15 protein-coding genes and 1 pseudogene are annotated in these 14327 nt (G+C 64.1%); 8 read left to right on the forward strand and 8 right to left on the reverse strand.

What is annotated here, in order from left to right:
- Position 1: 1 nt before the first annotated feature.
- Positions 2 to 1762 (forward strand): annotated as a pseudogene (locus DC347_RS05460) (beta-galactosidase family protein).
- A 46-nt stretch (positions 1763 to 1808) separates the two neighbouring features.
- Here the strand turns inward: DC347_RS05460 and DC347_RS05465 are convergent.
- Positions 1809 to 2345, reverse strand: a complete 537-nt coding sequence (locus DC347_RS05465) for a GNAT family N-acetyltransferase (RefSeq protein WP_109044672.1) — start codon at positions 2343 to 2345, stop codon at positions 1809 to 1811.
- Positions 2346 to 2418: 73 nt separating this feature from the next.
- Positions 2419 to 3171 (reverse strand): lytic transglycosylase domain-containing protein, encoded by a 753-nt coding sequence (locus DC347_RS05470; RefSeq protein ID WP_109044673.1) that lies wholly within the window; start codon positions 3169 to 3171, stop codon positions 2419 to 2421.
- 55 nt (positions 3172 to 3226) lie between these two features.
- Here DC347_RS05470 and DC347_RS05475 point away from each other — a divergent pair, with 55 nt between their 5' ends.
- Both DC347_RS05475 and DC347_RS05480 read left to right on the forward strand, forming a co-directional pair.
- Positions 3227 to 3742 (forward strand): nucleoside kinase, encoded by a 516-nt coding sequence (locus DC347_RS05475; RefSeq protein ID WP_109044674.1) that lies wholly within the window; start codon positions 3227 to 3229, stop codon positions 3740 to 3742.
- Positions 3743 to 3927: 185 nt separating this feature from the next.
- Complete coding sequence (locus tag DC347_RS05480) at positions 3928 to 4437, forward strand: hypothetical protein (protein ID WP_109044675.1); 510 nt, start codon at positions 3928 to 3930, stop codon at positions 4435 to 4437.
- A 177-nt stretch (positions 4438 to 4614) separates the two neighbouring features.
- On the opposite strand, the gene DC347_RS05485 is transcribed toward DC347_RS05480, so the two are convergent.
- Complete coding sequence (locus DC347_RS05485) at positions 4615 to 5229, reverse strand: gluconokinase (RefSeq protein WP_043423874.1); 615 nt, start codon at positions 5227 to 5229, stop codon at positions 4615 to 4617.
- Positions 5226 to 6632 carry a gluconate:H+ symporter gene (locus DC347_RS05490; protein WP_018761181.1) on the reverse strand — a complete coding sequence of 469 codons (1407 nt, stop codon included), beginning with the start codon at positions 6630 to 6632 and terminating at the stop codon, positions 5226 to 5228. Before DC347_RS05490 ends, DC347_RS05485 begins: the two co-directional genes overlap by 4 nt.
- A gap of 155 nt (positions 6633 to 6787) precedes the next feature.
- On the opposite strand from DC347_RS05490, the gene DC347_RS05495 reads away from it, so the two are divergent.
- Both DC347_RS05495 and DC347_RS05500 read left to right on the forward strand, forming a co-directional pair.
- A complete protein-coding gene (locus DC347_RS05495; RefSeq protein ID WP_109044676.1) occupies positions 6788 to 7504 on the forward strand; it encodes a FadR/GntR family transcriptional regulator in 717 nt (238 codons plus the stop codon).
- Positions 7505 to 7680: 176 nt separating this feature from the next.
- The gene (locus DC347_RS05500) at positions 7681 to 9066 is read left to right on the forward strand and encodes an MBL fold metallo-hydrolase RNA specificity domain-containing protein (protein WP_109044677.1); all 1386 of its coding nucleotides are present in this window, start codon (positions 7681 to 7683) and stop codon (positions 9064 to 9066) included.
- A 168-nt stretch (positions 9067 to 9234) separates the two neighbouring features.
- On the opposite strand, the gene DC347_RS05505 is transcribed toward DC347_RS05500, so the two are convergent.
- From DC347_RS05505 to DC347_RS05515, 3 genes are all read right to left on the reverse strand, one after another.
- Entirely contained in the window at positions 9235 to 9543 is a 309-nt protein-coding gene (locus DC347_RS05505) for a transcriptional regulator (RefSeq protein ID WP_018761178.1), read from the reverse strand.
- Entirely contained in the window at positions 9540 to 9983 is a 444-nt protein-coding gene (locus tag DC347_RS05510; protein WP_109044678.1) for a hypothetical protein, read from the reverse strand. The genes DC347_RS05505 and DC347_RS05510 overlap by 4 nt, the downstream gene beginning before the upstream one ends.
- A 138-nt stretch (positions 9984 to 10121) precedes the next feature.
- Positions 10122 to 10844 (reverse strand): HNH endonuclease family protein, encoded by a 723-nt coding sequence (locus DC347_RS05515; RefSeq protein WP_109044679.1) that lies wholly within the window; start codon positions 10842 to 10844, stop codon positions 10122 to 10124.
- Between the two features lie 173 nt (positions 10845 to 11017).
- Between DC347_RS05515 and DC347_RS05520 the strand changes: the two genes are divergently transcribed.
- Positions 11018 to 11419 carry a VOC family protein gene (locus tag DC347_RS05520; RefSeq protein ID WP_109044680.1) on the forward strand — a complete coding sequence of 134 codons (402 nt, stop codon included), beginning with the start codon at positions 11018 to 11020 and terminating at the stop codon, positions 11417 to 11419.
- A 182-nt stretch (positions 11420 to 11601) separates the two neighbouring features.
- Positions 11602 to 11802 (forward strand): hypothetical protein, encoded by a 201-nt coding sequence (locus tag DC347_RS05525; RefSeq protein WP_018761174.1) that lies wholly within the window; start codon positions 11602 to 11604, stop codon positions 11800 to 11802.
- A 121-nt stretch (positions 11803 to 11923) separates the two neighbouring features.
- Here DC347_RS05525 and DC347_RS05530 read toward each other — a convergent pair whose 3' ends face one another.
- Positions 11924 to 12508: an NADPH-dependent FMN reductase gene (locus DC347_RS05530; RefSeq protein WP_018761173.1), complete on the reverse strand. Its 585-nt coding sequence runs from the start codon at positions 12506 to 12508 to the stop codon at positions 11924 to 11926.
- 460 nt (positions 12509 to 12968) lie between these two features.
- Between DC347_RS05530 and DC347_RS05535 the strand changes: the two genes are divergently transcribed.
- Positions 12969 to 14033: a neutral zinc metallopeptidase gene (locus DC347_RS05535; RefSeq protein ID WP_109044681.1), complete on the forward strand. Its 1065-nt coding sequence runs from the start codon at positions 12969 to 12971 to the stop codon at positions 14031 to 14033.
- Positions 14034 to 14327 lie beyond the last annotated feature (294 nt).

The following is a 14327-nucleotide window of genomic DNA, read 5'->3' on the forward strand; positions in this document are numbered from 1 at the left end:
CGTGCACACCTTTGCCATCGGCAGCCGCGACTTCCGGCTGGACGGGGAGCCGTTCCGCATCCTCTCCGGGGCCATCCACTACTTCCGCGTCCACCCGGACCTTTGGGCAGACCGGATCCGCAAGGCGCGGCTGATGGGCCTGAACACCATCGAAACGTACGTGCCGTGGAACGAGCACTCCCCCGCTCCCGGAGTGTTCCGGACCGGCGGCGGCCTGGACCTTGCCCGGTTCCTGGACCTGGCAGACGCGGAAGGAATGCGGGCCATCGTGCGGCCGGGGCCGTATATCTGCGCGGAATGGGACAACGGCGGACTGCCGGCGTGGCTTTTCACCGATCCCTCCATCGGTATCCGCAGCAGCGAACCCCGTTACCTGGCGGCGGTGGATGGTTTCATGGAGAACCTGCTGCCCATCGTCGCGGAGCGGCAGGCCACCCGCGGCGGGCCGGTCATCCTGTTCCAGATCGAGAACGAGTACGGCGCCTAAGGCTCGGACAAGGCGTACCTGCAACACCTGGTGGACGTCGCAAGGCGGGCAGGCGTGGACGTTCCCCTGTTTACCTGCGACCAGCCGTTCGGGACCATGATCGAGGACGGCTCACTGCCAGGGCTGCACAAGACCGGCACTTTTGGTTCCCGCGCCGCCGAGCGGCTTGCGTTCCTGCGGGAACGGCAGGCGGACGGCCCGCTCATGTGTGCAGAGTTCTGGAACGGCTGGTTCGACACCTGGGGAACGCACCACCACACCACGGACGCCGCCGAGCTGGACACCTTGCTGTCCGCCGGGGCGTCGGTGAATATCTACATGTTCCACGGCGGCACGAACTTCGGATTCACCAACGGCGCGAACGACAAAGGCATCTACGAACCCACCATCACCTCCTACGACTATGACGCCCCGCTGTCCGAGGACGGATACCCCACCGACAAGTACTTTGCGTTCCGCGAGGTCATAGCCAAACATTTCCCCGTTCCTCCGGAGGTCCCTTCGCGGCGCCCGGCCGCTGCCGAGGCGGCGGTGGTTGTGGGGTCGAGCGCCGCGCTGCTGGACGTTGCCGGCGCCCTGCCCGCCGCAGCGGTCCCCGGCCCCGTGCCACCGGGCGAGGCCACCGGCCAGTACCGGGGGTTTGTCCTCTACGAACGGCACATGCCCGACGCCGGAGTCCTCACCTTCAGCGACGTGCGTGACCGCGCCCAGTTCTTCCTGGACGGCATCCCGGCGGGTGTCCTGGCCCGCGAACTCGGCGAGCGCACCATCGTCCTGCCGTCAGGTGGGAAACTGCAGATCCTGGTCGAAGACCAGGGCCGGGTCAACTACGGGCCAAGGATCGGCGAAGCCAAGGGCCTGATCGGGCCGGCGCTGCTGAATGGCGTTGAGCTTGCGGACTGGACCATCCGGCGTGTGGACCTTTCGTCCCTTGCGGCTTTCCGGGCCGCTGCAGTGCCGCTGCCCGGTTCCGGGGGCGGTGCGCCGCACGGCTCCGGCGGCGTGGCCGGACCTTCCGTCTCCTTCGCCATCTTCACGGCCGACGCTCCCGGCGACCGGTATTTGCGGCTGGACGGATGGACCAAGGGCAACGCCTTCATCAACGGCTTCAACCTGGGCCGTTACTGGAGCCGCGGGCCGCAGCGCACTCTCTACGTGCCAGGGCCCCTGATCCGGGCCGGCAGCAACGAACTCGCCATTCTCGAACTGCAAGGCAGCGCCACCCGCGCAGCGCAGTTCGTGTCCGGCCCGGACCTTGGGCCGGACGAAAAGTAGGCTCCCCGCGTCTCAAAGCGGCAGCGGCTGCCGCGGTCCGGCGCTCTTAAAGGATGCGCTGGTACATGCGGTGGTCCTGCCACTGGCCGGCGATCCGCAGGTAGGCCCGGGCGGTGCCGTACGCCTCGAAGCCGTTCTTCTCCAGCACCCGTTGCGATGCCGTGTTGTGCAGGAGCGTGGCCGCCTCGAGGCGGTGCAGGCCGAGTTGGGCCTTGGCAATGATCATCGCCGCGGCCAGCGCCGACGTCATGAGCCCTCCCCCTTGGGCGTCCTGTGCGGTCCAGTAACCCACGTGGGCGTTTTGGAAGGCGCCGCGGACGATCGAGCTCAGGGTCAGCAGGCCGACCACTGCCTTGTCCGCCACGAGGACCATCGGGAGTGCGGTGCCGTCGTCGAGGTCCTTCACCCGCCGGGTGAGGACGTCATGCTGGCCCTGGACCGTGTAGAACTCCTCGGGCCTGACCGGTTCCCACGGTGCGAGGTAAGCGCGGTTGGCCTGGAACGCGGCGGCCAGCGGCGCGGCGTCAGACAGGTGGACGGGACGGAGCACGATGCCGTTGGCGAGTTCGCAGGAGAAGTCCACGCGCCCAGACTACCTGCCGTGCGGGTGTGGCGGATTGCCCTGGCAGGTGTCTAACCACGCCCTTAATTCTGTGCTACTCGGCCGTGCCCGTCTTCGCGGCATAGGCAGTGGCCTGGGCGCGCACCTGCCGGATGTAGGCATCTGACTGGTTGTACGCGTAGATGGCATTAGTCCACCCCTGCGCTGTGGTCAGGTCGCGGCCGTGGCCGCACAGGTACGTCGCGGCGGTGAGGGCGGCGTCGTCCAGGTTGAACGGATCCGCCAGGCCGTCGCCGTTTCCGTCCAGGCCCGCCATCTTCCAGGTGGAAGGGATGAACTGCATCGGTCCAACGGCATGGTCCCAGCGGGCGTCACCATCCAGGGCACCGCCGTCCGTGTCAGGGATGGCGGCGAAGCCGGCGCCGTTGAGGCTTGGGCCCACAATGGGGCCCGTTGCGTGACCGTCCTTGTCCAGGCTCCCGCCGCCGTAAGTTCCGTGCGCCGATTCGACGAAGCCCACGGCCGCCACCGTGTTCCAGCCGATCCCGCAGCCAGGATTGGAATCGTTGGCAGCAGCAGCTGCGGCAACATACACGCGCAGCACGGTAGCGGGGATCCCGGTCTGCGCGGCCGCCTGCGCGAGCCACCCACCGTCCGGGGTCCTGGTCACCTTCACCGCCGTCGTCATGCCGGCGGACAACGCATCCATCTTTACGGCCGCCCGGGGCGGCGGCGAAAAGGCCCCGTGTGCGTCAGCGCCCGGCTGCCCGATGGCCCAGAACGAGAACGCGGTCATAACGCCCACCAGGAAGAGGCAGAGAACCAGGTAGCGTTTGAAACGGAGCACTGACCAATCAAACCATTTCCGGCCGCAGCCGGTTGACGGCTGGGTACCATCAGGCATGGGCAGAAGGAATTACCTGGTGGAAGGTGGTTCAGGGACCGGAAAGACCGCCGTATGCAACGAGTTGCGGCGGCGCGGCTTCCAAGCCATCAATGGCGACCGGGAGCTGGCCTACCAGGGTGATCCGGAAACCGGCGAACCACAGGCGGGCATCACCGGCGCCGCTGCGCATCATCACCACCTCTGGCGGGTGGGCGACGTGGAAGCCCTCGCCTCGGACCGGAGTGAGGCAGTGACCTTTTTCTGCGGCGGTTCAAGAAACCTCGGAAAGTTCATCCACCTGTTTGACGGCGTCTTCGTCTTGGAGGTGGACCTGGAGACGCTGAAACGGCGGCTTGACGGGCGCCCCGATGAGGAATGGGGTGGGCGGCCGGCGGAGCGGGCACTGATTGAGCAGCTGCACAGGACACGGGAGGACATCCCGCCTGGCGGCATCGCCATCGACGCCACCGCGCCGCTCCATGACGTGGTGGACGAGATCCTGCGGCAGGTCCAGGCGACGGGCGGAGCCTGAACCTCCCCGCGGTGCCAGTCCAGGGCGGCCCCTTGAGGCGGCCGGTCCCGGCATGCGGTGCCCGCCGGGAAGTCACCCTGGTCCGGCGCGGACTTTAAGTGCGGTCTTCCATCGAGCGCGCGGCGGGAGCAAACTGCGAGAACGCGGGTGCCCGCGTACACACCATCCAGCAGAAAGGCGTTCCAATGACCACTTTCGAACCTCTCCTTGGGATCGGCGTCAGCGAGATGCAAAGCGCCGCGGGGAGGGAAGTCAAGAGGATCATGGCCGAGGCAGGCGGCGACCGTCTCAAGGCCGACAAGATCGTCCTCAACAAACTCCTTGAGCTTCAGTTCGTCACCGAATCGGAGCTGCCCGTGCTGACGCGCATCTGCGAACTGGGATACGCCGTCACGGGCGGCAAACACGACGCTGCCGCGGCCCACACCGAGGTCAAGAAGGCGTACGAAGAGCTCTTGGTCCGCGGCAACGCCACCCCCGTGGCGCTGTCCTATGCATCCGGCGCCATGGGCTCCTACGTGCCAACCAGTTCCGGTGGACAGACCACAGTCGTCTACAAAAAATCAGGCGGCAACTGGCAAGGGACCCTGGCCGGGGCGGGAGCCATCATCGGAGGATACTTCGGGGGGCCGGGCGGCGCGGCCGTCGGCGGCGCCATCGGCGGTGTCCTCGGCAAGATTGTCGACGACTGCTGACCGGGAGCACTGAAACACCCGGGCCTTCAACAGGTGCACCATCACGAGATGCGGCGTGAAGATGTACCCCGAGAACGCGATAGGAAACTACCCGAAATGCGGCGGATCGATTCCGGGCAAAGAAAAATGCAGCGCGCCATTGGCGCGCTGCATTTTGTGGCCACTCCTGAGGTGGCCCTAGCCGTCGCTTCCGGCAGCGGACGTGCCGGCGGACGACGTGCCCGGCCTGGGGTGGCCGAGGGCCGAGGAGCCTGCGGCAGGGGAAAGGCCCAGACGGCGGACGATTTCGGCTGCTTCCTCTGCGGGTGTGCGGCCCACGTCGATGACGACGGTATTTTCCTCCGGTCCCGGAGGTTCCAGGGTGGCGATCTGTGAATCCAGCAGGGTGGCCGGCATGTAGTGGTCCATGCGGCTCGTCAGGCGCCGTGCGATCTGTTCCTTGGAGCCAGACAGATGCACAAAGACGACGTTCTTCTCACGGAGCCGGTCACGGTAGATCTTCTTCAACGCTGAGCAGGTAATGATGCCTGGTATCCCGGCCATGGTGTGTTCGATGATCCAGGAGGCGATCGTGTCGAGCCAGGGCCAACGGTCGTCATCGGTCAGCGGGATGCCGGACGCCATCTTTTCGATGTTTTCCGGTGAGTGGAGGTCGTCGCCTTCCTCAAGGTCCCAACCAAGCTGGCCGGCGAGGATGCCTGCCACCGTGGACTTGCCGGAACCTGAGACACCCATGATGACGAGGACGGGCTGTTGGTCCTGCCCTGGTGCGGGCACTGGATCCTGCGTCATGGAATCACCACGGAAAGAAGCATCACCAGGCCGAAGCCGACGAGCGAGATCAGCGTCTCCATCACTGACCAGGTCTTGAAGGTCTGGCCCACGGTCAGGCCGAAGAGTTCCTTGACCAGCCAGAATCCGGCGTCGTTGACGTGGGAGAGGAACAGCGATCCTGCACCCACCGCGAGTGCCAACAGGCCTGCGTGCGCCGGGGAAAGGGACGTGGCCAATGGGGCGACGATGCCGGCCGCCGTGACGGTTGCCACCGTGGCCGAACCCGTGGCCAGCCGCATGGCCACGGCGATGAGGAACCCGAGGACCAGCACCGAGATGTTCGCGCCGGTGGCCCATTTCGCGACGGCGTCTCCGACGCCGGCGCCGATCAGTGTCTGCTTGAACCCGCCGCCGGCGCCGACGATGAGGATCACCGCGGCGATCGGTCCCACGGAGGCACCGATCTTGCCGCCGATCTTGTTGCCGGAGAAGCCGACGGCGTAGCCGAAGGTCACCAGGGCCAGGAGCACGGCGAGGGTCATGGCGACGAGCGGTTCACCGATGAAGTCGAAGAACACGCGTGCCGCGCTGGGGTTCTTGGCGTCCGGGGAAATGATGTCAACGATGGCCTTGAGGAGCATGAGCACGACAGGGAAGACGATGGTCAGCAGGGTGACGAGGAAGGTCGGCTGGCGTTTGGCGTCCGGGTCCGCCTGCGTGTGTTCGGTGTCGATACCGCCGGCCAGCTTCGGTGCGTCGACGGGGACCCAGCGGGCGGCGTAGATCGCGAAAAGCGGTCCGCAGATAATGACGGTGGGGATGGCGATCAGGAGGCCGAGGGCAAGTGTGATGCCGAGCGGGGCGTTCAGGCTGGAAATGGCAACCAGGGGGCCGGGGTGCGGCGGGACCAGTCCGTGGAGCACGGAAAGGCCGGCAAGGGCTGGTATGGCGACGCGCATCAGCTTTCCGCCGGACCGCTGGGCGACCAGCACGATGACCGGCAACAGGAGCACCAGGCCGATCTCGAAGAACATCGGCAGACCGATGATCACCGCCACCAGGGCCATGGCCCACGGCAGGAGCTTCGGGGAGACCTTGCCGAGCAAGGTGTCCACCACGCGGTTTGCCCCGCCGGAATCGGCAAGCAGTTTGCCCAGCATCGCGCCCAGGGCAATCAGCAGGCCCACTTCCTTCAGGGTGTTGCCCACGCCGTCTTCGAAGTTGCTGATGACCTTGTCCAAGCCGACGCCTGACGCCAGCCCGACAAAGGCCGAGCCGAGCACCAGTGACAGGAAGGGATGAAGCTTGAATTTGACGATCAGCAGCACGATGAGGGCGATGCCGATCGCGGCGACCACCACGAGTTGGGTGTCGTGGCCGTTCCAGGGCTGCGCTGCCGCAGGAAGGAGGAGGGGTGTCATGGGTTTCCTTGGGTTGGGGCGGAACCGGGATCTGTTTGTTTTTGACCGGACCGCCAAATATGCTGTGGATCACCGTACACACTAAATACGATTTATGGAACCCGGCGGCGCTGCCAGCAAATTGACGTGCCTCCGGCCCAAAGGGGGACGCTGCGATGACTGATCAACCAGGGACCGCCCGGCACGTCAGCAGGCATTCTGCGATCGTCGAGCGGCTCGGGAGTGACATTACGTCCGGCAAGCTGGCCACCGGACTGGTGCTCCGCTCCGAAGACATGGAGCAGCAGTACGACGTCACGCGATCCGTGCTCCGCGAAGGCCTGCGCGTCCTGGAAACGCTGGGAATGGTGACCTCCCGCCGCAGCGTGGGCGTATCCATCCGCCCCCAATCCGAATGGAACGTTTTCGATCCGCTCGTGGTCAGGTGGCGGCTGAATGGTTCAGGCAGGGCAGCCCAGCTTCGGTCACTGACCGAGCTCCGCTCCGCCGTCGAACCGCTGGCCGCAAAACTCGCTGCCACGCGGATAGCGGCGGAGGACGGCCGCCTGCTGCTTGAACTCGCGGCAGGACTTGAAGTCACGGCCGAAGCCGGCGACCTCGAAGCCTTTCTTCCCCTGGACATCCAATTCCACGCGTTGATCCTCAAAGCGTCCGGCAACGAGATGCTGCTCAACCTGGAATCGGCGATCGGAGAGGTCCTGACCGGCCGGACCCACCACGGGCTGATGCCCGACCGGCCCGAACCAGAGCCGCTGCGCCTGCACCTCGAAGTCGCACGGGCCGTTGTCGCCAGCGAACCCGCGGCGGCACATGCGGCCATGCAACGCATCGTGGACATCGCGGGCCGGGAAATGGACGCAATTTTGGGATAGGGATCCGGAGTGCAGGCATGAACCCAGGATTCCCTCCCCGGAGGCAGGGCGTTAGGCCCTGTCGGCGCCCACAGGTCAGGTATCTACTGAAAGGACGGCGGGCCCTGCGTGGCCCTTTACGGCCAACGAGTCGAGCGCATGGTTGGGTCACCCAGCCAGGCGGATCAGGAGCACGTATGAGCGGGCAACATCCACCAGCGCTGCAGTTCCTGGGCGCTACGGACACGGTGACAGGTTCCCGATACTTGGTCCGTTCGCAAAATCACCGGATCCTTGTTGAGTGCGGACTTTTCCAAGGCTATAAGGTCCTCCGTGATCGAAACCGCACTCCGTTGCAGGTCAGCCCGGCGAGTGTCGATGCGGTGGTCCTCACCCATGCCCATTTGGATCACAGCGGGTACATCCCCGCCTTGGTACGCGATGGTTTTCGCGGTCCTGTTTACTCGACACCCGGTACCGCGGAACTGTGTTCCCTCCTGCTCCCGGACAGCGGTTATCTCCAGGAGGAGGAGGCCCGGTATGCGGACCGCACCGAATCGTCAACGCACCATCCGCCCATGCCCCTCTATACCGCTGAAGACGCCGTCCGGTCGCTGGACAGTTTTCAAACCCGGGCCTTCGACTCCCCTTTCCTGCTGCCAGGGGGCATCGAGGCAACATTCCTTCCGGCCGGGCATATCCTTGGGGCAGCACAGGTACACCTCGCACTCGCAGGCCACACCGTGCATTTCACCGGCGATCTGGGACGCAGGAACGACCCCCTGATGTACCCGCCTCGAGACCTTGGGACCACTAACGTCCTTGTCACGGAATCCACTTACGGCAACCGGACACACCCAGGCGGAAACCCGGAAGCTGAACTCGGCGAAATCATCAGCCGCGTGGCCAAGCGACATGGAGTCATCATGATCGCCGCGTTCGCCGTCGGCCGGGCCGAGACCGTCCTCCTGTACCTCTCCCGCCTCCTGGCCCGGCATGCGATTCCCGCCATCCCCATATACCTCAACAGCCCGATGGCGATCGACGCCTCCGGTATGTATCAGCGCCACCGCGAGGAACACAGGCTGGCACAGCACGACTTTGAAGCCATGTACAGGGTCGCGAAGCCCATCCGCAGCGCGGACGAATCGAAACTGCTCAACCTCCGCGGCGGACCCATGATCATCATCTCCGCCAGCGGCATGCTCACGGGCGGCCGGATCCTGCACCACCTCGCTGCCTACGGCCCAGACAAGCGCAATGCCATCATCCTTAGCGGATACCAGGCCGGAGGCACGCGCGGCGCAGCACTCGCCGAAGGTGGAAAACACCTCCGCATCTACGGGCAGGATGTCCACATCGAAGCAGAAGTCATCCAGATGGAAGGCCTCTCCGCGCACGCGGACTCCAATGAATTGCTCCAATGGATGCAGGCAGCCCCACAGGCACCAGACATGACCTACATCACGCACGGGGAGCCGGACGCCGCTGACGCTCTCCGTGTCCGAATCAAGCGTCAACTTGGCTGGAAAGTCCGCGTTCCTGAACACCAGGAGTCAGTTTCGATCGAAAACCCCCGCTGACACCCGGCCTGCCACGTCCGCCGTGCTGGTTAGCTCAGTGACAGACGCGCGCAGCTGGCCACTCCACACACTCATTCGCTTGGGGGGCCGGCGGCCGGTTGGCCTCGGCGTTCGATTCTCCGGTGCCTGCTTGACCGTCCCGCACTGTCGCGTACCAGGCAGGGGCCCCTACAGTCCGGCGGCGATGGACCGGAGCGCTTCGAGGTGGTGCTGGTAGGCAGTCCGCCCGGCAGGCGTGAGGGAGAGCCAGGTCCGCGGGCGTTTTCCGACGTAGCCTTTTCGGATTTTGATGTAGCCGACAGCTTCGAGTTGGGCAGCCTGCTTGGAGAGCACCGGGGCCGTCACCTCGATCGTGTCGCGGACGTGGGCGAACTCGGCTTCGTCGACCTGCGCCAAGGCGGCAACGATACTGAACCGGACGGGTGCGTGAATGTGCTCATCCAGCCTGTGCCGGGCATGCTGGCCGGCACTGCTCACCTGGAGATCCAACGGATAGCTGCAGCGGCCACCAAGGCTGGGGCGGCGGCGAGGACGGCGCCCAGAGCGACCATGGGCCACGTGTTGTCGGCGGATTGGGACGCATGGTTGAGCCAGGGCAGAACGGCGATCAAGGACAGGACGAAGGATCCTGCAATGCCTGTCCTTGACCACAACCTCGCCCTTCGAGGGACCGTTTTCGCTGCCCGTTCGATCCACCAGGCAACGAGCAGCCACAAGGCAATGAAGGCAACGGTCTTCACGGCATGGGCCATGCCGCCAGCGAGGATATTCTGACTCGCCATGTAAAAGGCCGTGGTAGCACCGAACACAGCCGTTGCCAGGGCGTGGACCGAACGGTCCCGCTCTGAGGTGATGCTGCGGGCCTGGACGGCAGAGAGCTGCTCACAGGCTTGCTCCGGGGTTGGATGGTTTGTCACGGAAACTCCTCGCTCAGTTGAATGTCTGTCCATCTAAACAAGTAGTTTCCAAATTGGAAACTACTTTCCATTGGGCGTTCGCAGCTCATATGCGGGCTCTAACCAGGAATCAGAGGACGGGCGACGCAGGCACCTCCTCTAATTGCAGTCCTTAAGGGTGCGGGCGATGGAATCATGCTCGGCCGGAGTGACCCAGAGGCTGTACTTGGCCTTGACGGTAGTCTGGCGGGCGACGTAGTCGCAACGGAAGGCTTTGTTCGGCGGCAGCCACGTTGCCGCGTCGCTGTCACCCTTGGCGGCGTTGGTCGGTCCGTCCGCAGCCATGAGGTTAAGCGGGTCGTTGGCGAATTCCTTGCGCCGCTCTTCACTGAGCTGCTGTGCACCTTTCTGCCATGCATCACTGAGTGGAACGATATGGTCGATCTGGACCCTGGAACTCGTGTCCTGGCCGCGGACGAAGCCGATCCTCGAGCCGGTGTACTTGTCGGCCAAGGTGCCGCTGGCAACGACACAGCCATTGGTGCCGGGCTTGAAAGTCTTGTCCAGGAGATCACGCCCAAGAATGTCATTGCGGGTATCACAACCGTTGTGGTCGACGTCCGCCCACGCCGGCCCGAACTCATCGCGGGTATAGCCGGTCTTGGGCGCCCGACCTTTTACTTGGATGGTTTCCAGTTGGGCGAGAGCTCTCGCGGCGTCAACGGAAGCTTCGGCATGCACAGTTGCTCCTGAGGCGATGCCTGGGCCAGGCTGGCCGTCGTCGAAGGCGTGGGCTGTGGCGTCACATCCTGCTAATGACCCACCCAGCAGCAAGACAACGGCGGCCGTTAGGGCTTTGGAAGGCAGAAGGGCGGTTTTCATGGTCCTCTGGATCGCTGGGGGTCACTCCACGCTAGCTTCGAACCACCGCTGCCGCGCGCAACGGCGCCCGTGGTGCCTGCCACACTCGTCGGACCCGCGGTCCCCCGGCAACATCCGCCCAGACACCGTGTTCTCGCTCCCCTGGGCAAGAAACGCCGTGTACGCTGTGGGCCATGACGGCGCCGCAAATCTATGTCATGTTCCCCGGCACGGCGCGTGAAGCACTTGGTTTCTACGCGGACGTTTTCGGCGGCGAACTCTCCTTGTTCACGTACCGGGAGTTCAGCCGGAATGACGGACCACCGGATGCCATAGCCCACGGCGTCCTCGCAGGCCCGGTCGCCGTGGCCGGGGCGGACGCGGCCACCGGCGAGAATGCCGTCCAATCTGAGGGGCTGATGCTCTCGCTGCTGGGAACCGCCGTACCTGCCGTTCTTCACCAGTGGTTCGACAAGCTCGCCTTGGGCGGCAGGGTGGTCGATCCCCTTGGCCCGAAGCCATGGGGCGCGGCGGACGGCCAGGTCATCGACCGCCACGGGCTCCACTGGCTCATCGGCTATGAGACGGCACCCTGAAGCACGCACACCTGTGACCTCGCCTCGTCGTCAGCAGATCGACGCCGCGGATGTCGGTCCGGGAGTTCCACCGCAGGCCGGTGGGTCGAGACGCTCTGGACACCCGCGCGCCCTGCGGCCAGGCCCCAGTACACTGATCCACACACGATTAATCGGGACAGTACCTGAAGGATGGCCAAGAGATGACGGACAAGCTGCGCCTCACCCCGGACGACGACTTCCCGGAGGATCTGGAAGTGATGACCGATAACGATGTTCAGGTACTGGACAGCAGGATCCAGCGACAGCTCGATCATGAAATCGTCACTACGGGCGAATCGGATCCCGAAACGGAATTCCGCCACTACGAACTCGATGATGAGTTCACAGAACGCGGCAAATAAACCCGGTAGGTAGACATGCGGGGTTTGCGCTTTAACCAGGCGGTCTCGAAGGCGGCGGTTCTGGTGCCCAGGCATGTCGTCGTCACCGACGACGACCCGTGTCACGGGTGCGGCAAGCCCGTCATTCGTAGTCGATGGCGCGGCCTTTGGCGAGGGTTTCGGCCCACCACTTGAGCCCTTCGGCGAGAGCTTTGAGCCGGGGCTCGATAGGCTCGAAGACGCTGAAGTCAGCAGGGTCTTTGGATTTCAGTGCCGGGCGTATGACGTCAGGCAGGATGTGCACGGCCTGGCGGATGGCTGCCATGTCAAGTTCCACGGCCACCAGTCGGAGTTGTTCGATCACCCGGGCTCCCCCTACGCCGCCCCAGCCGACGAAGCCAACAGGTTTGCGCTGCCACTCGATGAAGGTGTGATCGATGGCGTTCTTCAACACTGCGGGGTAGCCGTGGTTGTATTCACCACTCATGATGACGAACCCGTCCGCTTCATCAAGTTTGCGGCCCAGCGCCGCGATTGCCTCGGTTGGGTAGTCACGCCCGGTGACGGACGGCGGTTTTTGGTCGAAGAACGGCAGCGGATAGTCGCGGAGATCCAGCAGTTCCACGTCCAACCCGTGCTCCCGCAGCCGCTGCTGCACCCAAGGGGCGACACGTTCGCTGAAGCGGCCCGTCCTGGTTGTTCCCATGATGACCTGGATCCTGGTCATTGGCGCCTCCTGGCCGTACTCCCACTCATTGAAGAAACGCCGGCGCGGATGCCGTTATTTCATCACGGTTACCACCGCGCCGGCCAAGTGGTGAACCCTCCCTCGGATGCCACCGCCGACGGCGCCCTGGAGAGACGGCCGTCTTCGGCGTGCCCGAGAAGCGCCAGGCGGTGTTCATTCCCGATGGGCTGATGCTTCGAGACAGGGCTGTTGTAGGTATCGGCGCCTGTCAGGACTCCGCCCGCGTGTCAAACCCGGAATTGTACGGAGATCTCCAGTTAGCTCCCCCAAAACAGATTAGGGAGGCAGGACAATAGCTATACGCGCTAAATGATCCTTAGAATTGGCGGACCCAAACGCGGCCTTTCATGGCCCCAATATCCAGGTTTTCCCATCCGCCGCAGGGAGTGCAGGGGCTCCCCACCGAATTCAGCTCGTCATTAATTGCCAGGAGGCAACAGTGAATTCGCTCCCCCGCAAAATCGCAAAGTTTCTCTCGATGACCGCATTTTTTGCCCTGGTCATATCCGGCTGCAGTTCGCAGCCCGCCACACCTGCCAACCAAGGGCCACCCGCCGGCCCAGCAACCTCTGCCGCTCTCACAACGGATTCTGCAACGATCCCAGCGACCATCACGGCCCAACCGCAATTTGAAACTCCCACGCCGGCCGCCACCCCTACAGCGCAAAGGCAAACCGTCACCCCCACGGCTCAACCGCCAACCGCCACAGCAACTGTCAGTTGCTCAAGCACCGACAGGCTTAACCCGGGCCATTGCATCGAGAGCGACCCATTGGGTGATGCACCGCTCGGTGCTGCGCCTCCGCAAAGCCAGGTCATCCCGGGTAGCGACTACTCGTACACCGTGGAGCAGTACCTGAATTTCGTTATGGACGATGTAGGAAACCAATGGGCGAAGTGGTTCCCTTCAGTTGGCCTGCCTCAACCGTCCGTATACTTCATCCTCATCGAGCCAAATACGACAACCACGAGCAAATGCTTCACCGTGCCCCTCACCAGTGATCATCCGAACTCTTATTACTGCCCCAAGGACAGCGACAGCCAACATGACGGGACAATTATTCTCCCCGTCACGACCTTCCAGAAGATGTGGACAGGGGACGTCTTCGAACGCAACAGCAAGACCAAGGGTGACTTTGCTGCCGCCATCCTTGTGGCCCACGAGTTCGGCCACCACGTTCAGAATGCGATCCAGCTGGGTTACAACAAATTGCATCCGGAATCGCCAATATCGGCCGCACCGCAAGGAAAAAACATTGAACTCATAGCCGACTGCTTCGCAGGCAATTGGATGGCCACTGCCTATTACGAAGGGCTGCTGGAGCCAGGTGACTACGAAGAAGCCATTGCCGGCCTGGAGTCCATTGGCGACACACTCCCCGGCGGAACGGCCCCGCACGGCTCGGCAGACGAACGGAAGGCGGCGCTCTTGACCGGCTACAACGGCACGGCGGAGACGAAATCGGGCGATCCCCTCGCCTGCATCTCCACCTACTGGAAATAGAGGGCTCCCTCGGCTGCTCGCCACCGTGTCGTCGAGGGTGCCTGGCCTGGGAGGATCCGGTCCCCCAGTGGAACCCAGTAGATCGTCAAAGCCTGGGACTGGAGTGACGGCGCATCTTGTAATACAAGTTGTCAGCTTGTATTATATGTGAGCGGGGTAACGTTGCCCCCTTTCCCAGGAGTATCAATGAGTACTGTCGATCTGATCCGGCACGTCAAGCTGTCCACCGCACGCCTGCCGCTCACTGTCCCCATCAGCGACGCCAAAGTCTTTACCGGCCGGCAGAAGCCCATG

Origin of the sequence: Pseudarthrobacter sp. AG30 (genome assembly GCF_003116525.1) — a bacterium.
In the GTDB taxonomy this organism is placed as follows: Bacteria; Actinomycetota; Actinomycetes; order Actinomycetales; family Micrococcaceae; genus Arthrobacter.